This is a genomic window from uncultured Winogradskyella sp., assembly GCF_947498005.1.
In the GTDB taxonomy this organism is placed as follows: domain Bacteria; phylum Bacteroidota; class Bacteroidia; order Flavobacteriales; family Flavobacteriaceae; genus Winogradskyella.
This window is the reverse complement of the sequence record NZ_CANMIW010000001.1, coordinates 541,061-561,243: the sequence shown is the minus strand read 5'-3', so window position 1 is coordinate 561,243 and position 20,183 is coordinate 541,061. Positions and strand designations below refer to the sequence as shown.

General features: G+C 31.7%; 17 protein-coding genes and 1 tRNA gene. 12 read left to right on the top strand and 6 right to left on the bottom strand.

Annotated features, from left to right (window positions below):
• Nucleotides 1-2 precede the first annotated feature (2 nt).
• The 6 genes from Q0891_RS02465 to Q0891_RS02440 all read right to left on the bottom strand — a co-directional run bounded on the left by Q0891_RS02465 (nucleotide 3) and on the right by Q0891_RS02440 (nucleotide 7,531).
• Complete coding sequence (locus Q0891_RS02465) at nucleotides 3-1,256, bottom strand: Nramp family divalent metal transporter (protein WP_299098479.1); 1,254 nt, start codon at nucleotides 1,254-1,256, stop codon at nucleotides 3-5.
• Nucleotides 1,257-1,313: 57 nt separating this feature from the next.
• Nucleotides 1,314-2,360: a polysaccharide lyase family 7 protein gene (locus Q0891_RS02460; RefSeq protein WP_299098478.1), complete on the bottom strand. Its 1,047-nt coding sequence runs from the start codon at nucleotides 2,358-2,360 to the stop codon at nucleotides 1,314-1,316.
• Nucleotides 2,361-2,415: 55 nt separating this feature from the next.
• Nucleotides 2,416-4,731 (bottom strand): chondroitinase-B domain-containing protein, encoded by a 2,316-nt coding sequence (locus Q0891_RS02455; RefSeq protein ID WP_299098477.1) that lies wholly within the window; start codon nucleotides 4,729-4,731, stop codon nucleotides 2,416-2,418.
• 21 nt (nucleotides 4,732-4,752) lie between these two features.
• Nucleotides 4,753-5,655 (bottom strand): polysaccharide lyase family 7 protein, encoded by a 903-nt coding sequence (locus tag Q0891_RS02450; protein ID WP_299098476.1) that lies wholly within the window; start codon nucleotides 5,653-5,655, stop codon nucleotides 4,753-4,755.
• Nucleotides 5,656-5,793: 138 nt separating this feature from the next.
• A complete protein-coding gene (locus tag Q0891_RS02445) occupies nucleotides 5,794-7,173 on the bottom strand; it encodes a sugar porter family MFS transporter (RefSeq protein WP_299098475.1) in 1,380 nt (459 codons plus the stop codon).
• Nucleotides 7,174-7,449: 276 nt separating this feature from the next.
• Nucleotides 7,450-7,531, bottom strand: a tRNA-Leu gene (locus Q0891_RS02440).
• Nucleotides 7,532-7,724: 193 nt separating this feature from the next.
• On the opposite strand from Q0891_RS02440, the gene Q0891_RS02435 reads away from it, so the two are divergent.
• From Q0891_RS02435 to mgtE, 12 genes are all read left to right on the top strand, one after another.
• Nucleotides 7,725-8,666 carry a ribose-phosphate pyrophosphokinase gene (locus Q0891_RS02435; protein ID WP_299098474.1) on the top strand — a complete coding sequence of 314 codons (942 nt, stop codon included), beginning with the start codon at nucleotides 7,725-7,727 and terminating at the stop codon, nucleotides 8,664-8,666.
• A 246-nt stretch (nucleotides 8,667-8,912) separates the two neighbouring features.
• Nucleotides 8,913-9,548, top strand: coding sequence for a 50S ribosomal protein L25/general stress protein Ctc (locus Q0891_RS02430; protein WP_299098473.1), 636 nt, complete (start codon nucleotides 8,913-8,915; stop codon nucleotides 9,546-9,548).
• 75 nt (nucleotides 9,549-9,623) lie between these two features.
• Nucleotides 9,624-10,256, top strand: a complete 633-nt coding sequence (gene pth / locus Q0891_RS02425; protein WP_299098472.1) for an aminoacyl-tRNA hydrolase — start codon at nucleotides 9,624-9,626, stop codon at nucleotides 10,254-10,256.
• Nucleotides 10,257-10,309: 53 nt separating this feature from the next.
• Nucleotides 10,310-11,218, top strand: coding sequence for a bifunctional riboflavin kinase/FAD synthetase (locus Q0891_RS02420; protein WP_299098471.1), 909 nt, complete (start codon nucleotides 10,310-10,312; stop codon nucleotides 11,216-11,218).
• A complete protein-coding gene (locus Q0891_RS02415; RefSeq protein WP_299098470.1) occupies nucleotides 11,211-12,524 on the top strand; it encodes an HTTM domain-containing protein in 1,314 nt (437 codons plus the stop codon). Before Q0891_RS02420 ends, Q0891_RS02415 begins: the two co-directional genes overlap by 8 nt.
• Nucleotides 12,525-12,686: 162 nt before the next feature.
• Nucleotides 12,687-13,958 carry a serine--tRNA ligase gene (gene serS / locus Q0891_RS02410; RefSeq protein WP_299098469.1) on the top strand — a complete coding sequence of 424 codons (1,272 nt, stop codon included), beginning with the start codon at nucleotides 12,687-12,689 and terminating at the stop codon, nucleotides 13,956-13,958.
• A gap of 399 nt (nucleotides 13,959-14,357) precedes the next feature.
• The gene (locus tag Q0891_RS02405) at nucleotides 14,358-14,864 is read left to right on the top strand and encodes a hypothetical protein (protein ID WP_299098468.1); all 507 of its coding nucleotides are present in this window, start codon (nucleotides 14,358-14,360) and stop codon (nucleotides 14,862-14,864) included.
• Between the two features lie 48 nt (nucleotides 14,865-14,912).
• A complete protein-coding gene (locus tag Q0891_RS02400; protein WP_299098467.1) occupies nucleotides 14,913-16,697 on the top strand; it encodes a hypothetical protein in 1,785 nt (594 codons plus the stop codon).
• 15 nt (nucleotides 16,698-16,712) lie between these two features.
• A complete protein-coding gene (locus tag Q0891_RS02395; protein WP_299098466.1) occupies nucleotides 16,713-17,324 on the top strand; it encodes a matrixin family metalloprotease in 612 nt (203 codons plus the stop codon).
• Nucleotides 17,325-17,520: 196 nt separating this feature from the next.
• On the top strand, nucleotides 17,521-17,841 hold the full coding sequence (locus tag Q0891_RS02390; RefSeq protein ID WP_299098465.1) for a DUF4286 family protein: 321 nt from the start codon (nucleotides 17,521-17,523) through the stop codon (nucleotides 17,839-17,841).
• A gap of 104 nt (nucleotides 17,842-17,945) precedes the next feature.
• The gene (rsmA, locus tag Q0891_RS02385; RefSeq protein WP_299098464.1) at nucleotides 17,946-18,722 is read left to right on the top strand and encodes a 16S rRNA (adenine(1518)-N(6)/adenine(1519)-N(6))-dimethyltransferase RsmA; all 777 of its coding nucleotides are present in this window, start codon (nucleotides 17,946-17,948) and stop codon (nucleotides 18,720-18,722) included.
• Nucleotides 18,723-18,736: 14 nt separating this feature from the next.
• The gene (gene mgtE / locus Q0891_RS02380; RefSeq protein ID WP_299098463.1) at nucleotides 18,737-20,107 is read left to right on the top strand and encodes a magnesium transporter; all 1,371 of its coding nucleotides are present in this window, start codon (nucleotides 18,737-18,739) and stop codon (nucleotides 20,105-20,107) included.
• Nucleotides 20,108-20,183: the final 76 nt, after the last annotated feature.

Below are 20,183 nucleotides of genomic sequence, written 5' to 3'. Positions count from 1 at the left end.
TTTTAATTTAAAATTTCTATCACTCCTGTAATACCAGTGTACGATGTGTAAATAGAAAACAACAAAATAAGTCCTAAAAAAATGTTCTCCAATAACGTATTTTTATGTTTTCCCATTAAATCAGATCTGTTACTTAAATATAAAATACCTAAGACTGTAGCTGGTAAAATTACCGCATTAAAAACTTGAGATACAACCATTACAAATATTGGCCTAGCGTTAAAAATTGGCACTACAAGACCCAATATAGAGATTAAAAATACCATTATTCTATATTTTGGCAATGTCATATTTCTTTCAGAATTATTATAATCACAAAGCAACCAAGGTAGCATTAAAATATTTGGAAATTGAGATGAAACACCTGCTGAGATTATACCAATTGCAAATACAGATGTTGCAAAACTTCCGGCTAATGGCTCTAGCAAGCCAATCATTTGTGATGCCGTTGACAAACCAATTCCTTCAACATATAGTGTACCAGCAGCAGCTGCCATTATTGAGGCACTAATAACAAACATTAATGTTACTGATACGATGGCATCATTACGTTGTTTTTTTAGGTCAGATATTTTCCAACCTGCTTCTTTTACCAACGTTGTTCTTATGATGAATAAACCTGAGAAAACAGTCGTTCCAACGAGAGATGCAATTATTAAAAACGGACTTTTATCGTTACCTATAGTTTCTGGAATATTTGGTATGAGACCTTTAATAATATCTATTGGAGGCGGCATCATAATAAAAAAGTTTAAAAGGAAACTTGCCGACATAATGGCCACAATTACTGCTAATGCACGTTCAAAGAACTGAGTTTTTCCATTCCAAAAAATAAAATAGACTAATGCTATAAACGTTATGGCAAAATACACAGGAGAAATCCCTCCGTCTACGACACTTTTTGACCACTCAAAACAAATGTCTGCCACAATACCCATTACACCCATTACACTACCACAAACACCAACGGTTAATGCAACAATGAAAAAAACACCAACACCAGGATGTATATGTTTCCTGAAGGCTTGTAAAGCAGTTTCACCAGTGACTAACGTATATTTTCCATATAAATTAATCATAAAAAATGTTGTCAAACAAGATGCTACAATGGTCCACAATAAAGACATTCCATATTCTGCACCAGCTTTAGCCATAGTTGTCACACTACCAGTACCAATATTTAAACCAAGTAAAAATATACCTGGAAGAAATAATGCCATCCATTTTGAAAATTTATTTTTAAAAGTTTGTTTCATAACTAAATTTCTAATTTGGATTAATAATTAAATACATATACTCACACTTGTTTGATTTCATTCTGTAGGACGCGTGCCTTCACCTACTGTAGTCTCTTTAAACCAAACCTCAGCATAAGAACCATTAGCATATTGTTTTGCTATATCGCCATTGTAAGTATCTGAACCAGTGTACCACACGATGTTATCTTCAGGGCTTTTACCGTTAGATTGGTTGTAAGCACCTTGCTTAAAATAATTTAATTCTCCTGCATAAGCGTTATTGCGCTCAATACCGTCACGACCAATTGCTGCATATAAAGACCATATTTGATCAGGAATATTTTCTCTAGTTGCAAAATCTGACTTCAATAAGTTTTTAGTGAACTTAACGGTTTCATGACCTTTACTGGTAAACGTTAAGTACATAATTCCTTTATAAACATTTATCTCATAACTAAACTCTTCTCCTAATGCAATACCATCTTTTGGTTCTTCTGGATAAGTATCTGGAGTTTCCCCAACTACTGACATATCATATCCCCAAACTGCTGTTGAAAAGTCCCAACGACCAGAATTGTCTTCACCATCTGTATTTATTTCGTAGTTCCAAAAAACAGAACCTTGAGTGTGACCCGGAAATTTCTTGTAAAAAATCTTTAAAGGTTCGTTTTCATGACCTTCATCACTGTGAATTTGTCCAATAACAACTGAATAAGAAGCTGCAACTCTTGCATCACCAGATGTTGACACATGTTGTACTTTTAATGTTCCAGTTAATTTACCTCCAATTTCAGGTGTCCAATGTTTTTTCTGACCTAATTCTGTTCTTGTATTACTTGAAGTACGCGATGTAATCCCAGAATTTGGCGTTTTATAAACTACCCAATCCGTTTCATTTTTTGTTTCAACATAAAAAAAATCTTCCTTTGAAAAATTTACCAATGAATCACTGAAAGTACCATCTCCTAATAATATCTTCCATTCATCCATAAAAGGAATAACATCACTAGGATAAGTTATCGTTTTCTCAGTGTCTTGCTTTGCTTCTGAAATCGATTTACTGTTCTCTTTACAAGCAACTATTACTAATAATGTTAGTATTGTTAATAGTTGTTTTTTCATTTCAATTTTTTGTATGGTTATAACGTATTAGATTCTTGACTTTCGGAAGAATTTATTAATACATTAACTTCTGCTTCAAGTTTTCTTCAGTTTTTATTTGACCTGAATTAGACAGCGTATTATCAGATTCTACATTGTTCTTTGCGCCCCAAAGAATAGATACAAACTGTACATTGTTATTTTTAAAGGTGTTGTTATTGATATTTACATTTACGATACCTCTGTGATTTAATAACATTCTGTTTTTCTCTTTGGCTCCACAATTGGTAAATGTACTATTTGTTACAAGTAAGTTTCCTCCAATTGTAGACTCATCGTAACCACCTCTGTAATAATCAATAACATTTTGTTTTACGTTGGTAAATTGACAGTTATCTATTGTTAAATACTCCGTATTGTAATCACCTCTATCGTTTGTTTCTTCTGACAATTCAATTCCGTTTTCACAGTTAGAAATTGCTGTGTTTTTAAAGGTAATTTCTTCAGAAAAAGATTGCTTATACACTTTTAAAGCGTAATTAAAATTACTGATTTCAGCATCTAACACCTCTAAGCCAAAGTGATTAGACATATTCTCTTTTAAGCTAGCAAAAGCATATTGAGAACCTGTTCCTTTTAATTTTATTCCTTTTAAGGTTAATTTACCATAAGGCTGTAATTCTATAGCTGGTGTATTTGCTGCTCCTGAATATTCAATTTCAGCATTTCCTTTAGATTGAATGGTAACCGATTTATTAATAATTAATGAGTTTGAAATTTCAAAAACACCTTCATTTAATTCAATTACATCTCCGCTTTCAGCTTCTTTTAATTTAGCTACTAATTCTGAAGCATTTGTTACCGCATGTGTTTTAGGGGCTTTAGCTTCTACTTCATCTGTATACCAATCTGCACCATATTTAGTTTTATCTAACAGGCTTAGACTGATGTTTTCGGCATTTAAAATAGCACCTATTTGATTTGATTTCTCTCTTGAATTCCCTAATAAATCAGCAGTTATAGTTTCAAAGTCGTAGCCTTTGTAAACTTCTACATCATCAAAACCTGACGTTGGTGCAGAAAGCCCTGTTCCTATATCTGTTAATGCTAATTCTTTGGCAATTAAACCATGACTGTTTTTAATTTCTACACCATTATTATCAATAACATTGCTTGCAAAGGTTACACCATCTGCTTTGTCGTGCTCAATAATTGGGTTGGCATCTCCTTTAGAGTTATAAATAACATTATTTACAACTTCGGTTCTTAAAGGTCTTGCTGAACGAATTTCAGATTTTGGTAATACATCTGCTTGTGCAATGTTTGTACCTACGCCAAATTGCCATGGCGAATCTGAATCTACAAACGTATTGTAAGCCACAACAACATCAGTAACTTGATTGTATCTGTTTAATGGCGATTTAGGAATTCCGTTCATAATAGCAATCGGACTTCTAAAGTTTTTCCCCTTTATTTTGTAGAATAGGTTATTAATGACCCAATGACCTGTGTTGATAATTCTGATGCCTCCATATTGGTCATTAACGCCATCTCCAATAAAATAATTTCCGTCTACAGTAACGTAATTTCCATGTCTTGTAACCACAGAACCTTCACTTTTATAAAACACATTATTCTTTATAATATTGAAATTGGTTTTACTCGAAATAATTTCTACTTCACCATTACACTCTTCAAATAAGTTGTTTGCAATTAACGTATTACTTGGCGACATAGACGTAAAACTACTTCCTAATTGAATAGTTTCTCCTCTTGCACCACCTTTTCTTGGTCTTGGCCCAAAGTGATTATTAACAATTTTGTGATAGTTTCTAATACTTTGGTTTCCTTTTAAATCTACTCTTACCGTTGGTCCTCCATTGGTTTTACCAGCAATATAACAGTTGCTTAATTCATTGTGTTTTCCGTAGAATTGTACCCAAAGATTATCTTGGTCGCGCTCTAGATTATTAAAATCTAAAATAACACAGTTGGTTACTTTAGAATGATTTGCAACTTCTTTTTCGTTTGTTCTAAAGGCGATAACATTAGTTTTTGGCGAATGTCCGTTTCTAAAAAACAAGCCATCTACTACTAAATAATCACCGCTAATTTCTAAACTAGACTCTCCTTCTATAAACACTTTTCCTGGTGTTTCTGCTTTTAAAGTAATAGGACTATCTTCTGTACCTTCTCCTACCAATTTAATTTCGAGATTATTATAAGTACCATTTTTTAATACAATATCGTCTCCTGGTTGTGCATTTTTAATAGCATCTTGTAATTCTTCATTAGTTGAAACTAACAGGTTAGATTCTGTATTTGAGTTCGTTTTTTCTCCACAAGAAATAAATGTGATTAATAAACTGAGAATGATTAAATAATTTTTCATTTGATGTTGTATTGTGTATTATTAATGTGTGACTTGAAGTTCGTAATATTTTACTTTTGAGAATGCTCCGTCTGCTGTTGAACCTAAATAATTACCAGCTTTAAAATAATTTTCAAAAGGCCATTTGTTCATACTTATATCTTGATAAACCAAAGGCGTTTCATCATTTAATTGTAATTCTAACTTTCCTGTAGATGCTGTAATTCTAAATTCAAATTCTTCAAACCCAACATAACCCATATTGGTTGATGCATCTACCCAAACATCACTTGAGTTAATTAACAAATCATCGCCAGATGTATTCTCATCTACCAATGATTTTTTATAGGCATAGATGTAACCATCTATCCAACGCATTTTAATTAAAGGCGGACCATTATTAGAAGAAAAACTATGAATTGCCATATCGTCTAAAGAAATAATACCATGAATCTGCATTACTATAGTATTATGATATTGTCTGCTGTTACTTTCATTATCTTCAGATATATCCACTACTTTTAATCGTCCTGTCATCGTACCACCTTCATCTAACGTCCAATTTTCTCTTGCATTCTCAGGATTAATAAGTTCTCTTAACTCCGTTCTAGAATATGAACTGTTTGTGGTTGAAACTCCAGGAACTGTGTAAAATTCTATTGATGAATCTGAAGCGTCATCATACATATAAGGTAGAATTGAAGCATTTGTTCTGTAGCCTCCATTAATTAATTCTGAAGGTTGATACTCATCTGGACCACCATTATTATTTTCATCAACAGGTAATGTGACTTTCCAATTAGAAAAATCTATGTTAGCATAGATTACAGGATCATCGTCGGTACTTTCAAAGATAAACTCAACATCTTCATCTTTATCATTTTTAGCACATGCAACTATAAAACCTGAACAAATAAGAGATATAACTATCAATCTTAAACTCATGAATTGCTTATTTACAATTGGTTAACCACTTTGGTTAACCAAAAATAGATTAATTTTTTCTACTAAAAGAATCAATTCGGTTAAATTTGCATACAATAGTGGTAATTAACTAAACAATCAGATTTTAACTGTTCTGGATTACTTCCAGAAAGACTCTATTTCTTCGAGTGACTTCCCTTTTGTTTCTGGAATAAACTTGTACGTTATAATTACGATAATTAAAATAAACGCAATAAAAATGTAATAAGGAAGTGAACCACTCCAAGTTGCACTGTTATTCATTTCACTTTCCATAACAACAGGAAATGATTGCGAAACAACATAATTAGCTGCCCATTGTGCTGCAACGGCAACTGACATGGCTGCGCTTCGTATTTTATTTGGAAACATTTCTGACAGCAACACCCAAACAACTGGTCCCATAGACAAGGCAAACGAGGCAATAAATATTAAAACACCTATTAATGAAATTACACCAACGGCATCTAATTGTAATGAGACTGCTAACAACAAAAATCCTAAAATCATACCAACCGACCCTATATATAAAAGTGGTTTTCTACCAAACTTATCTACAGTGTACATTGCTATAAATGTAAATACAAGGTTTACAAATGCTAATAAGATTTGTTGTTTTAAAACATCATCCTTACCAAAACCTAGTGCTTTTTCAAAAATATCTGCACCATAATATAATACAGCATTAATTCCTGTAAACTGTTGCAAAACCGAAAGCACAGTACCTATTACGATTATACCTAATATTGCTTTAGAAAAATAATTAACTTTTATCTTGCTGCTACCTTCTGCTTTTAAAGAATTTTTAATTTCTTCAATTTCTACTAGAGCATCTTTCTCGTTATGTATTTTATTTAAAACTTCTATAGCTTTTTCTTCTTTTCCTTTTAAAGCCAACCATCTTGGACTCTTTGGTATAAAAAACATGAGCACCAAAAACAAGCCACTTGGTATAAGCTCTGACCAGAACATACGTTTCCAACCAAAAGCAATATTCTCTACTTCCGACAGACCATTACCAATAAAATAAGTTGCTAAAAACACTACAAAGAAGCCTACCACAATTGCTAATTGATAATAGGTAACCATGCGACCTCTGATGTTACTTGGAGCAATTTCTGCAATGTACATTGGTGCATTCATAGAAGCAATACCAATACCTAAACCACCTATTATTCTAAATACTACAAGTACGCTGACCGTTTCTGGTAAAAACGAAGGTAGACCAGATCCCCAAGCTGACAACGAAAACAGAATTGCAGATATGATTAATGACCATTTACGTCCAATTTTTATACTAAGAGGTCCTGCTACAATAGCACCAACAAAACAACCTAAAAGTGCACTGCCAACAACCCAACCTTTTGTAGCTGCATCGAGTTCAAAATATTTACTTAAATAAAATTGAGCACCATTAATAACTCCTGTATCATATCCAAAAAGTAATCCTCCTAATGCAGACACTGCTGCGATTAGAATTAGGTATGTTTTCTTATCCATTTTATAATCGTTGTTTAGTTTATTTAGAGCATTAAATGTAATACAATTATATTGATAAAATTGCTATCTAAACTGAGTAAAATGTTAAATGAATAATTTTTCAGTAAAAAATAGAACCACAACAAAAAAAAGAATGCAGAAATTAGAAGTTTTTTACGAATTACATAAAATAACAAATCATGAATGAGCAGTAAATATGTTACCTGCAGTATATAGCACCTAATATGAGCTTAAGAATAAAAAAAAGGGCTTTAACAAAATTGTTAAAGCCCTTAGTACTCAAGGTGGGAATCGAACCCACACGTCTTGCGACATTGGATTTTGAATCCAACGTGTCTACCAATTCCACCACTTGAGCGAATTTAATTGGTCATGTTCAATACCAAAACTATCTTTGATATCTAATCCAATAACGGATTGCAAAAATAGAAAATTAATTCAGTGAAACAATCAAAATTAACTGAGATTTATACTATTTGAAGTAAAATAATTTTCTAAATTTGAATCGAACTAGAAGCATACCAAACCATCAACTAAACAACTGATACCAAATGTTACCTGAAACTAAAGAAGCTAAATTTTTTGCATGTACTCAAAGTACGGAACTTGCTGAGCAGATTGCTAAAGCCTATGGCGCTAAACTAGGTAATGTGATTACATCTACTTATAGTGATGGAGAGTTTCAACCGTCTTACGAAGAATCAATAAGAGGTACGCGAGTTTTTATTATTGGATCTACACATCCTGGTCCAAAAAACTTAATGGAATTATTATTAATGATAGATGCTGCAAAGCGTGCATCTGCAAGACATATTACAGCAGTAATGCCATACTTTGGTTGGGCAAGACAAGACAGAAAAGACAAACCTAGAGTTCCTATCGCTGCTAAATTAGTAGCTAAAATGTTAGAAGCTGCTGGTGCAACCCGCATTATCACAATGGATTTGCATGCTGACCAAATTCAAGGTTTCTTTGAGAAGCCGGTAGATCATTTATTTGCTTCTACTATATTCTTACCATACTTAAAGAGTCTTAATTTAGATAATTTAACTATTGCTTCGCCAGATATGGGTGGATCTAAGCGTGCCTATGCATACTCTAAAGCATTAAAGAGTGATGTTGTAATTTGTTATAAGCAACGTGCTAAAGCTAATGTTATCTCTCATATGGAACTCATTGGTGACGTTACTGGTAAAAACGTAGTGTTGGTAGACGATATGGTTGATACTGCAGGTACATTAACTAAAGCGGCAGATTTAATGATGGAACGTGGAGCGCTTAGTGTAAGAGCAATATGTACACATCCTATTTTATCTGGTTCTGCTTATGAAAAGTTAGAAAACTCAAAACTTGAAGAATTAATAGTTACAAATTCTATTCCCTTAAAGAGTGAAAGTAAAAAACTAAAAGTTCTAAGTTGTGCAGATTTATTTGCTGAAGTAATGCATCATGTACACAACAACGAATCTATTAGTAATAAATTTGTAATGTAATACAAAGACTAAAAATCTAAATTCCATTTTACCTTTAAACCAAACATAGCACAATAGAACCAACTATTCTTTGCTTGTCATTTACTTTATATTTTTCAAATTATAGTCTAAAACAAAAAATACTGCGTTAATACTAGTATTTTCAAAGAATATGTCTAAATTTGCAGCCCTCTTAAGCAAAATAAGCTAAAGAGTTCAAGCCCTTACAATGAGGGAATTAAATTTTATTAAACAAACATTTTAAAAATGAAATCAATTACAATTAACGGATCTCAAAGAGAAAGCGTGGGCAAAAAGGCAACTAAAGCTCTACGTAATGCTGGTCAGGTTCCTTGCGTTATATACGGAGGAGACAAAGCTTTGCATTTCTCAGCACCAGAATTAGCTTTTTCAAAACTTGTATACACTGCTAGCGCACATACAGTTGTGATTACTTTAGATAATGGTGAAGAGTATAATGCTATAATGCAAGATATTCAATTCCACCCAGTAACAGACAAAATTACACACATTGACTTTTATCAAATTTTTGAAGATAAAGCAATTTCCATGGAAATTCCTGTACGTACAATAGGTTCTTCTAAAGGTGTAATGAATGGTGGTAACTTAAGAATGCCTTACCGTAAACTTAAAGTAAAGGCTATTCCTTCTAAACTTCCAGATTTTATTGAGGTAGATATTACACCTTTAAAAATTGGTAGTAAACTTTACATTACTGAGTTAGAAAACGAAGATTATTCTTTTTTACACCCAGAAAACACAGTAGTATGTCAAGTAAGACGTAGTAGATTAGCTGTTGTTGATGCCGACGATGAAGATGAAGACGAAGAAGGAGATGTACCAGCAACGGAAACTGATGATGTAGCTGCAGTAAAAGAATAGATAAGACCTATTTCAAATATTTAAAAAGCATTCTATTTATAGGATGCTTTTTTTATTTTTACAGAAATTGAAATTATGTGGAAGGCTATTAAAAGCTGGCTTGGTTTTAGTGAAAACATTGTACTAACAGAAGAAGATAAAATGAAAAAATTCTTAATCGTTGGCTTAGGAAACATAGGTAATAAATACGAAAACACCAGACACAACATTGGATTTAAAATACTTGATCATTTAGCAGATTCTAATGATATTACTTTTGAAACCGTAAAGCTAGGTGATATTGCTACACTAAAAGTAAAAGGTAGAACATTAATACTTTTAAAACCTAGCACATTTATGAACCTGAGTGGAAAAGCCATAAAATACTGGTTAGAAAAAGAAAAAATACCATTAGAAAATTTACTAGTTATCACTGATGACTTAAATCTTCCTTTTGGTTCGCTTCGCCTTAAAACAAAAGGAAGTGATGGTGGACATAATGGTTTAAAAGACACGCAAGACAAGTTACAAACGGTAAAATACAATAGGTTTAGATTTGGTATTAGTGATGAGTTTACCAAAGGCAGACAAGTTGATTATGTATTAGGTGAATGGACTGATGACGAAAACACTAAACTGAAAGAACGTTTAAAAATTTCAGCAGAACTTGTTAAATCTTTCGCACTTGCAGGTGTAAGTAATACAATGAATCAATTTAATGGAAAATAAAATGTAGCTTCGTTCTTAAAGCAATTTTTAAAAAATAGCAATACTTTAAAGATTTGAATTCAACACTACCAAAAGTAACAACTATAGGCACATTTGATGGCATACATATAGGGCATCAAAAAATATTAAAACAAGTGGTGCAATTAGCGAAAGCTAAAGGCTATATTCCTGTGGTGTTGACTTTATTTCCTCATCCAAGAATGGTGCTTCAAAAAGACGATTCTATTAAACTGCTTAATACTATTGAAGAGCGAATAGAGTTATTAAAAACCTTTGGAATAAAAGAAGTTATCGTTAAAAAATTTACTAAGGATTTTGCCAATCTTTCCGCCAGAGACTACGTAAAACAAATTTTGGTAGATGAACTAAACACTAAAGAAATAGTCATTGGCTACGATCATCATTTTGGAAAAAATAGAAGTGCCAATATTACTAATTTATTAGATTTTTCTAAAATATATGATTTTAATGTTGAAGAAATACCTGCACAAGATTTAGAGGAAGTTACTGTAAGTTCTACAAAAATTAGAAATGCACTAAACCAAGGACAGGTTGCCCTAGCAAATTCATATTTAGGATACAATTTCTTTGTAACTGGAAACGTCATAAAAGGCAAAGGATTAGGCAGAACAATTGATTTTCCTACTGCAAACATTGGCATTATCGCATCCTATAAACTCATTCCTTGTAATGGTGTATATGTTGTAAAATCTAAGATTAATAAAAAATTAGTCTTCGGTATGATGAATATTGGCACCAACCCAACAGTTAATGGAAAAACACAATCTATTGAAGTTCATTTTTTTAATTTTAATGAAGACATTTATAATTCTGAACTAAAAATTGAATTCCTTAAGCGTTTAAGAAGCGAAGAAAAATTTAAAAATCTTGAAGCTTTAAAAATTCAGCTTAATAAAGATAGGGAAAATGCATTGTCATTTATAAAGGAGCTAGATGTATAAATTATTATTTAAGCATATAGACAACTCCGGACTCATAGTTTTTAGAATCATCTTTGGTTTATTATGTGCCTTAGAAGCTTTTGGCGCCATTTTTACAGGTTGGGTAAAAAGAACCTTAATAGATCCACAATTTACATTCTCATTTATTGGTTTTGAATGGTTACAACCACTACCTGGTAATGGCATGTATATCTATTATATGGTTATGGGATTTTTAGGAATTTGTATAATGTTGGGCTATAAATACAGGTTGAGTATGCTAACTTTTGCGGTGATGTGGACAGCAACATATCTCATGCAAAAATCATCTTATAATAATCATTACTACCTTTTAGTTTTGCTTAGTTTTATTATGATTGTTATGCCAGCGAACCGCTATGCCTCTATTGATGCCAAATTAAATCCTGCTCTAAAAAGTATCTCAATGCCTAGTTGGTGTAAATGGGTTTTTGTTCTGCAATTATTTATACTATACACCTATGCTTCTTTAGCAAAACTATATCCAGATTGGCTAGATAGTTCTGTGATAGCTATCCTAATGAGAAATAAAGCAAATTATCCTATAATTGGCGAACTACTGCAACAAAACACAGTGCATTATATTTTGGCATATGGTGGTATTTTATTTGATGGCCTCATCATTCCACTATTACTTTTTAAGCCTACCAGGAAATATGCTTTCTTTATTTCTATTTTCTTTCATTTATTTAATTCAATCGTTTTTCAAATTGGCATATTTCCTTATATGTCATTAGCGTTCAGTTTATTCTTTTTTGACCCTAAACTTATCCGTAAATTTTTCTTAAAAGAAAAACCATTTTATGATGGGAATGCTATTAGTGTACCTAAATACAAACCCATTTTACTATCCGTATTTACTGTTTATTTTATAATTCAAATAATACTTCCAATGAGGCATCATTTTATTGAAGATAATGTTCTATGGACAGAAGAAGGTCATAGACTCTCATGGCGAATGATGCTGAGAGCAAAAAATGGAAGCACTAGATATACTGTAATCAATGCTGATACAGATAAAAAAATTAAAATTAGATTAGATGATTACCTAACCAAAAAACAGCAAAGAGGAGCCACAACAAAACCAGATATCATGTGGCAATTTGCCCAACATCTTAAGCAAGATTTTGGTAAAAAAGGAATTTCAGTAAAAGTATTTGTAAACGCTCACGTAAAGGTAAATGGCAGATCTAGAACTAGACTTATAGACCAAAAAGTAGATTTAGCGAACGAGGAATGGTCGCATTTTAAACATCATAATTGGATATTACCATCAAAACTAGATTAGTTTTATGTCTAACGAAATTCAATTAAAAAAACATAAACTCGATAAAGCCCTAATTCACACGTCAAAATAGCGATAATATAATTTTTATCTGCTTAAATTATTTTTACATTTGTTCCTTGCTCTTACTGAGCTTTATTGGTATAAAAACCTAAATTAAAAGATATGTTACAAGTTGCTTTTATTAGAGAAAATAAAGAAGACATCATAGCACGTTTAGCAAAACGAAATATTGATGCAACCGAAATGATTAAAAACGCTATTGCGTTTGATGAAGAACGTAAAGCACTTCAAACTTCTTTAGATAATTCTAAAGCAGAATCTAATGCGCTTTCTAAAGAAATAGGTAATTTATTTAAATCTGGAGAAGTACAAAAAGCAAATCTTTTAAAAGAAAAAACAACGCAATTAAAAGAAGCTACTAAAGGGTTTGAGCAAGAACTCAATGACAAAGTAGAAGCACTCTCTGAGTTATTATATAAAATTCCTAACGTACCAAACACAATTGTACCAGCAGGTAATACCGATGAAGATAATGAGGAGACTTTTAGAGAAGGAGATATTCCTACTCTACACGATGGCGCATTACCACATTGGGAATTAGCAAAAAAATATAATATCATAGATTTTGAACTAGGTAACAAAATTACAGGTGCCGGTTTCCCTGTATATATTGGTAAAGGTGCAAGATTACAACGTGCGCTTATAGCCTATTTTTTAGACAAAAATACTGAAGCTGGCTACACAGAATACCAAGTGCCCCATTTAGTAAATGAAGCGTCTGGTTTTGGAACTGGTCAATTACCAGATAAAGAAGGACAGATGTATCATGTTACTCTAGATAATCTATATTTAATACCAACAGCAGAAGTACCTGCAACAAATATTTTTAGAGATACATTATTAAACGAAAGTGATTTACCAATTAGCATCACAGGTTACACACCTTGTTTTAGAAGAGAAGCTGGTAGTTATGGTGCTCACGTTAGAGGGTTAAACAGATTACACCAATTTGATAAAGTAGAAATATTGCGTGTAGAGCATCCTGATAATTCTTATAAAGCATTAGACGGCATGGTAAATCATGTAAAAGACATATTGAAAGATTTAAAACTTCCATATAGAATACTAAAATTATGTGGTGGTGATCTAGGATTTACATCTGCGCTTACTTATGATTTTGAAGTTTTCTCAACAGCTCAAGACCGTTGGTTAGAAGTATCTTCTGTTTCTAATTTTGAAACCTTTCAGGCTAATCGCTTAAAACTACGTTTTAAAAATAGCGATGGTAAAAACGAATTATGCCATACACTAAACGGAAGTTCATTGGCGTTACCGAGAATATTAGCTGGTATTTTAGAAAATTACCAAACTGAAGATGGTATAAAAATCCCTGAAGCTTTGATTCCTTACACAGGTTTTGACATGATTTCTTAAACCATAGCAAGTCTATTAAAATTTCATATTTGTTAAAAAAAAGTGTGTTTCGTCGATTTTATAAGTATTTCTTCGGTTTAATTCAATTAATTTTCAGAAATTCGTAATACCAAATTTAGAAAGACCTATTTATGAAAAATTTAAAACGAATTGTTATACTCGTATCATTGATTGCAATGGTATCCAAAGTTTTGTTTTAACTATTTATTCATTTCAAAATAATAAAGCAAAACCACGTCGGAATAACTGAATCATATTTATAAAATAATGGTTAATAGCACATTTATTTTGCTGGTAAAATGCCTAAACGATTAGTTTAGGCATTTTTTTTATGACTTTTTTTATAATATCTCGATTTTGCATTTGTTATATTTGGTGCAGTATACCATACAAAGACAAATGACAAAAATTTTTATTGCATCACTACTGACTTTTTTAGTGTTTTCATGTAAAGAATCTACAACAAAAAACATTAGCACAGAAAAAATTAATACAGCAGAGACAGGTTTAGAAAACTTAATTCAAGCACCTATTGTTAATGACGCCTTGAGCGATGAACAACTAAATAATATTTCTCATATCCACAAAACCTTCAATGAAGTTTTTCCTGTTTCATTAGAGGAAACGATTGCTAATTTTAAAAGAGATGAAAACCCAAGTGAAGAAATAACAATTTGGTTAGCCATGGCTAATGCCTATGAAAGCTTTGTAACAAAAGATTCTAATAACCTTACCTTAGACAAAAAAAAGGAAGTGTTTAAGGCCGTGTTTATACGATCAATGATGTCTGAAGATGAATTCATTCAAAAAGAAATTGATAATTTTAGACGCTTATCTAAGGATGATATAAACTACATTCTACAGCATTATAAATTACAACCTAAACCAATTATTATTGCTAAATAAAATTAAAAACTCAATTAAATTCTCAGTATTAAAGCTCTTTAAAAAAACATGCGCCAACAAATTATAGCCATATTATTAATATTTACATCTTATTTTGGTTTCGCTCAAAACAGTGAAATACAAGCAGAAAGCTATTATAAAAAAGGAGAATTTTTAAAGGCACTTATCATTTATCAAAATCTATATAAAGAAAAGCCAAAAAGTTATAAGTATGTAGATAAGTTAGTTGATATACATCAGCAATTAGAGCAATATATTGAAGCCCAAAACATTATAACAACGCAACTTGCCAGGAAAAGAGATCCAGAACTTGTTATTTCTTTAGGATACAATTACCAACTCATAGACAGTTTAGATCGTGCTAATGAACTCTACGAAGAAGCCGTCGCTTTTGCAGAAACGAAACCATATTACGTCTATACTATTGCCAAAAAATTTGAAGACTATTCTTTGTTAGACCAAGCCATAAGGTTATATGAAAAAGGAAAAAGTAATACTATAGATAGAAATTACAATATTCAATTAGCTCGTATTTATGGAGATCTTGGTAATGTTGAAAAAATGTTCGAAAACTATATAGAGTACGTTGAATACAAACCCAATTACTTAAGTAACATAAAGCGCGCTATTAGTGATTTCATTTCAGAAAATAGAGACAATGAGAACAACATTTATTTAAGAAGAGCCTTATTAAAAAAAATACAACAAGAACCACAGCCTTATTGGTATGAAATGCTAAGTTGGCTTTATGTTCAAGAAAAGGCATACAGCAAATCCTTTATACAAGAAAAAGCATTATACAAACGTAATCCCGAAAGTTTAGATCGTATAATTGACCTTGCTAATATGGCACGCAAAGACAATGACGATGATACAGCCAAGGACATTTTTAACTATGTATTAGAGACTACACAAGATAAAACAACAGCAGTAACTGCGCATCAATATATTTTAGAAATTGACACTAAAAATGCAGACAAAAAAATGTTGATTCAAATTGATGAAACCTATCAAAAACTATTTGAAAACTATGGAAAATCAGCATTTACAATTCCCTTACAATTAGCTTATGGCAAGTTCTTAGCATTCAACAAAAAGGACACAAAAGCAGCCACTGACTTTTTAAAAGAGAGTCTTAAATTAGACATTAGATATTATAGAAAGGCAAAAATAAAATTACTACTTGCCGATATTTTGGTGCTTCAAGAAAAGTTTAATGAAGCTTTAATTTTTTATTCTCAGATTCAGGCAGAAATGAAGAATAGTACCATTGCACAAGAAGCAAGATTTAAAGTTGCTAAAACGAGTTATTACAAAGGCGATTTTGATTGGGCAGAATCACAACTAAAGATTTTAAAATCTTCAACATCACAACTTATTGCTAATGATGCTTTAGACTTAAAACTATTAATTACGGACAATAAATTTGAAGACAGCCTTCAAACATCACTAAAACTATACGCAAAAGCAGATTTATATGCTTTTCAGAATAAAATAGATGATGCTATTTCGCTTTTAGATATAATTTTAGAAGAACATAAAACCGAAAATATCATTGGGCAAGCACTTTTTCAGCAAGCAAAACTATACGAATCAAAGCAACAATATTTAAAGGCTGAAGCTAATTACCAAAACATTCTAACTAATTATGGTGAAGGTATTTTAACTGATGACGCCAAATTTTATTTAGCGGAACTTTATAACACACATTTAGTAAAACCTGAAGAAGCCAAAGAGCTCTACGAAAAAATAATCTTTGAACATCAAGACAGCATCTACTTCATTGAAGCTAGAAAGAAATTTAGAATGTTGCGTGGCGATAGTATCAATTAAAATCTAAATAACGCTTTGAAAAAGCAAATTCTATTTTTTATATTACTTTATTGTAGCTCATGCACAAGTAAACCAAATCTTATTGGAATTCAACCATACGGTGAAATAGATTCTACAATTATAAATTCAATTTCAGAAAGTCTAAAAAAAGTATATGATGCAGATATAATTATTTTAAATAACAAATCACTACCTAAAACTGCTTTTGTTAATGTTAAAAGCCCAAGATACAGGGCAGATTCACTGCTAATAGATTTATCTAAAAATAGACCAGATTCCATAAATTATATCATTGGCATTACCACCAAAGATATATCAACATCTAAAAGAGATAATGATGGCAATATAAAAAAACCTGAATCTAAATATTCAGATTGGGGAATTTTTGGTTTAGGCTATAAGCCTGGCAATAGTTGCGTAATTTCAACTTATAGATTAAAAAATAAGGATTTAAAGATTTTTGATAGTCGAGTACGTAAAATTTCAATTCATGAAATAGGACACAATCTTGGTCTTGACCACTGTTCTGCAAAAAAATGTGTGATGCAAGATGCTGTAGAAACCATTAAAACTGTAGATTTAGCTGGCCTTGATTTATGTACAGATTGTTATAATGAGATAAATTAAATAAACAAGTGTACTAATTATTTGTTCTTTGTAATTTCATAATTACTATTTCACGTGAATTCAAAAAATTACAAGAATCTCTCAAACATCAAAACTTTGAAACTTTGAAACTTTGAAACTTTGAAACTTTGAAACTTTGAAACTTTGAAACTTAAATAACTTCTAAATCCATATTTTTGCATCAAAATTCTAAAGCATGATTATATACAACGTTACCCTAAACATTGATAAAAGCGTTCACGCAGAATGGTTAGAATGGATAAAAGACCATATTCCACAGGTATTAGCAACAGGTAAGTTTAAAGAAGCTAAACTTACTAAGGTCCTCGTAGAGGATAATGAAACCGAAACTTATTCTGTACAATACAGAGCACACTCTAGAGAAGCCTTAGACAGCTATTATGCAGAACATGCAGAACAATTAAAACAAGAAGGATTAAAACGTTTTGCAGATAAAGTATTATCATTTAGAACAGAACTGGAAGTTGTAGATGAATATGTTGTAAATTACAATTAGTATCAATTAAGCTTACAACTCTGCTAAAGTCCACAATCATCCACGTATCTTTACAAAACATAAGCTTTACGCATTTGCGTCTTTGCTAAATAAATAAAATTATCATGACAGTTAAAGCGAAAAAACATCTCGGACAACATTTCTTAGAAGATGAATCTATTGCTAAAGATATTGCAGATAGTTTATCTTTAGAAGGCTACAATGATGTGTTAGAAATTGGTCCTGGAATGGGTGTTTTAACCAAATACCTTCTTAAAAAAGATACCACAACGCACGTTATTGAAATAGATACAGAATCTGTAGATTACCTAAAAAATAATTACCTTAATCTTGCGGATAGAATCATAGAAAAAGATTTTTTAAAATACGATTTAAACCTCGTTTTTAAAGACAAACCTTTTGCTATCATAGGGAATTTTCCATACAATATATCGTCTCAAATTCTGTTTAAAACCTTAGAATTAAGACATCAAATACCAGAATTTTCAGGCATGTTTCAAAAAGAAGTTGCCATGCGTATTTGCTCTAAAGAGGGTTCAAAAGTTTATGGTATTCTATCTGTTTTAACGCAAGCGTTTTATGATGCAGACTATTTATTTACGGTTCCTCCTACGGTTTTTAATCCACCACCAAAGGTAGATTCTGGTGTGTTATTACTTAAAAGAAAAGAGAATTTTACATTGCCTTGCGATGAAAAATTATTCTTTAGAGTTGTAAAAACTGGTTTTCAGCAACGTAGAAAAACATTACGTAACAGTTTAAAAACATTCAATCTATCGGATAATTTAAAAGCAAATACTATATTTGGGCAGCGACCAGAACAATTAAGTGTTTCACAATTTATTGAACTAACTACACTAATTGAAAATGATTCAATTTAAACTCTAAACTAAGAGTGGAAGACATCCAAGAAAACATACAATTTCAGCTTACTGATGCCCTTATTGAAAAGGTAGAAGTTCTTATCGAAGACGAAAACGATAACGAATTAAAAACCCTTTTAAATGAGTATCACTATGCAGATATTGCCGAAATTCTGGATGATTTAAACCTTGATGATGCTGTCTATGTCATAAAACTTCTCGATTCTGAAACCACTTCTGATATCTTAATGGAGCTTGATGAGGACATTAGAGAAAAAATTCTAGAAAAACTTTCTACCAAAGAGATTGCAGAAGAGGTTGAAGAATTAGATACTGATGATGCGGCAGATATGATTGCCGAGCTTCCTGAAGAACGTCAAGCAGAAGTTATCTCTCAAATTGAAGATGATGAACACAGAGAGGAAATTCAAGAACTTTTAGCTTATGATGAAGATACAGCTGGTGGACTAATGGCAAAAGAATTGGTTAAAGTCTATGAAACTTGGACGGTTGCTGGATGTTTGCGTAGAATTAGAGGACAAGCTAAAGACGTCACAAGAGTACATTCTGTATACGTGGTAGACAAACAAGACAAACTAATTGGAAGACTATCTCTAAAAGATTTAATCATTTCTAAAAGCGACATAAAAATTGCAGACATTGCCAAGGACAACGTAGACTGGGTAAATGTTAACGATGATGTAGAAGATGTTGCAAAAGTAATGTCTAAATACGATTTGGAAGCAATACCAGTAGTAGATGACAACCAAATTTTATTAGGTAGAATTACCATTGATGATATTGTAGATGTTTTAAAAGAAGAAGCAGATAAAGATTACCAATTAGCAGCTGGTATTACACAAGATGTAGAAGCAGATGATAGTGTTTGGGAACTCACAAAAGCACGTTTACCTTGGCTAGTTTTAGGCCTTTTTGGTGGACTAGGAAGTGTTTTTATTATGAAAGGCTTTGAGGAGGTTATGGAAACCGTTCCCTCTTTATTTTTTTACACACCATTAATAGCTGCAATGGCTGGTAATGTTGGTGTACAATCTAGCGCCATTATTGTGCAAGGTATTGCCAATGATAATGTAAAAGGAAGCATAGGCAGTAGACTTTTAAAAGAAATTGGGCTAAGCCTTATTAATGGTTTTGCTCTAGCGTTATTAGTAATTTTATTCGGTTTTTTAATTAACCAAAATCCAACAGAAAGTTTGGCTATTGCAGTATCAATGATGTCTGTTATTGTTGTTGCCGCCTTAGTTGGCACATTTGTACCAATTATCTTAGATAAAAGAGGTATAGATCCAGCAATTGCAACAGGTCCTTTTATCACTACAAGTAATGATATTTTGGGTATTTATTTATTCTTTGTCTTATCTGGATTAATTATTGGCTTTTAAAATCAAAAGCGTTACATCAATTAAAAAGTCTTCCTTATTTTTAAACATTAAAATATAAGGCAAATTAAGTCACAAT

Bases quoted from the DNA above. Each gene is read 5' to 3' on its own strand.
- Q0891_RS02455 (WP_299098477.1), bottom strand. From the start codon at position 4,731: ATGAAAAATTATTTAATCATTCTCAGTTTATTAATCACATTTATTTCT.
- pth (WP_299098472.1), top strand. From the start codon at position 9,624: ATGTGGAAGGCTATTAAAAGCTGGCTTGGTTTTAGTGAAAACATTGTA.
- Q0891_RS02465 (WP_299098479.1), bottom strand. From the start codon at position 1,256: ATGAAACAAACTTTTAAAAATAAATTTTCAAAATGGATGGCATTATTT.
- serS (WP_299098469.1), top strand. From the start codon at position 12,687: ATGTTACAAGTTGCTTTTATTAGAGAAAATAAAGAAGACATCATAGCA.
- Q0891_RS02405 (WP_299098468.1), top strand. From the start codon at position 14,358: ATGACAAAAATTTTTATTGCATCACTACTGACTTTTTTAGTGTTTTCA.
- Q0891_RS02450 (WP_299098476.1), bottom strand. From the start codon at position 5,655: ATGAGTTTAAGATTGATAGTTATATCTCTTATTTGTTCAGGTTTTATA.
- Q0891_RS02445 (WP_299098475.1), bottom strand. From the start codon at position 7,173: ATGGATAAGAAAACATACCTAATTCTAATCGCAGCAGTGTCTGCATTA.
- Q0891_RS02415 (WP_299098470.1), top strand. From the start codon at position 11,211: ATGTATAAATTATTATTTAAGCATATAGACAACTCCGGACTCATAGTT.
- Q0891_RS02400 (WP_299098467.1), top strand. From the start codon at position 14,913: ATGCGCCAACAAATTATAGCCATATTATTAATATTTACATCTTATTTT.
- Q0891_RS02435 (WP_299098474.1), top strand. From the start codon at position 7,725: ATGTTACCTGAAACTAAAGAAGCTAAATTTTTTGCATGTACTCAAAGT.
- rsmA (WP_299098464.1), top strand. From the start codon at position 17,946: ATGACAGTTAAAGCGAAAAAACATCTCGGACAACATTTCTTAGAAGAT.
- Q0891_RS02460 (WP_299098478.1), bottom strand. From the start codon at position 2,360: ATGAAAAAACAACTATTAACAATACTAACATTATTAGTAATAGTTGCT.
- Q0891_RS02390 (WP_299098465.1), top strand. From the start codon at position 17,521: ATGATTATATACAACGTTACCCTAAACATTGATAAAAGCGTTCACGCA.
- Q0891_RS02430 (WP_299098473.1), top strand. From the start codon at position 8,913: ATGAAATCAATTACAATTAACGGATCTCAAAGAGAAAGCGTGGGCAAA.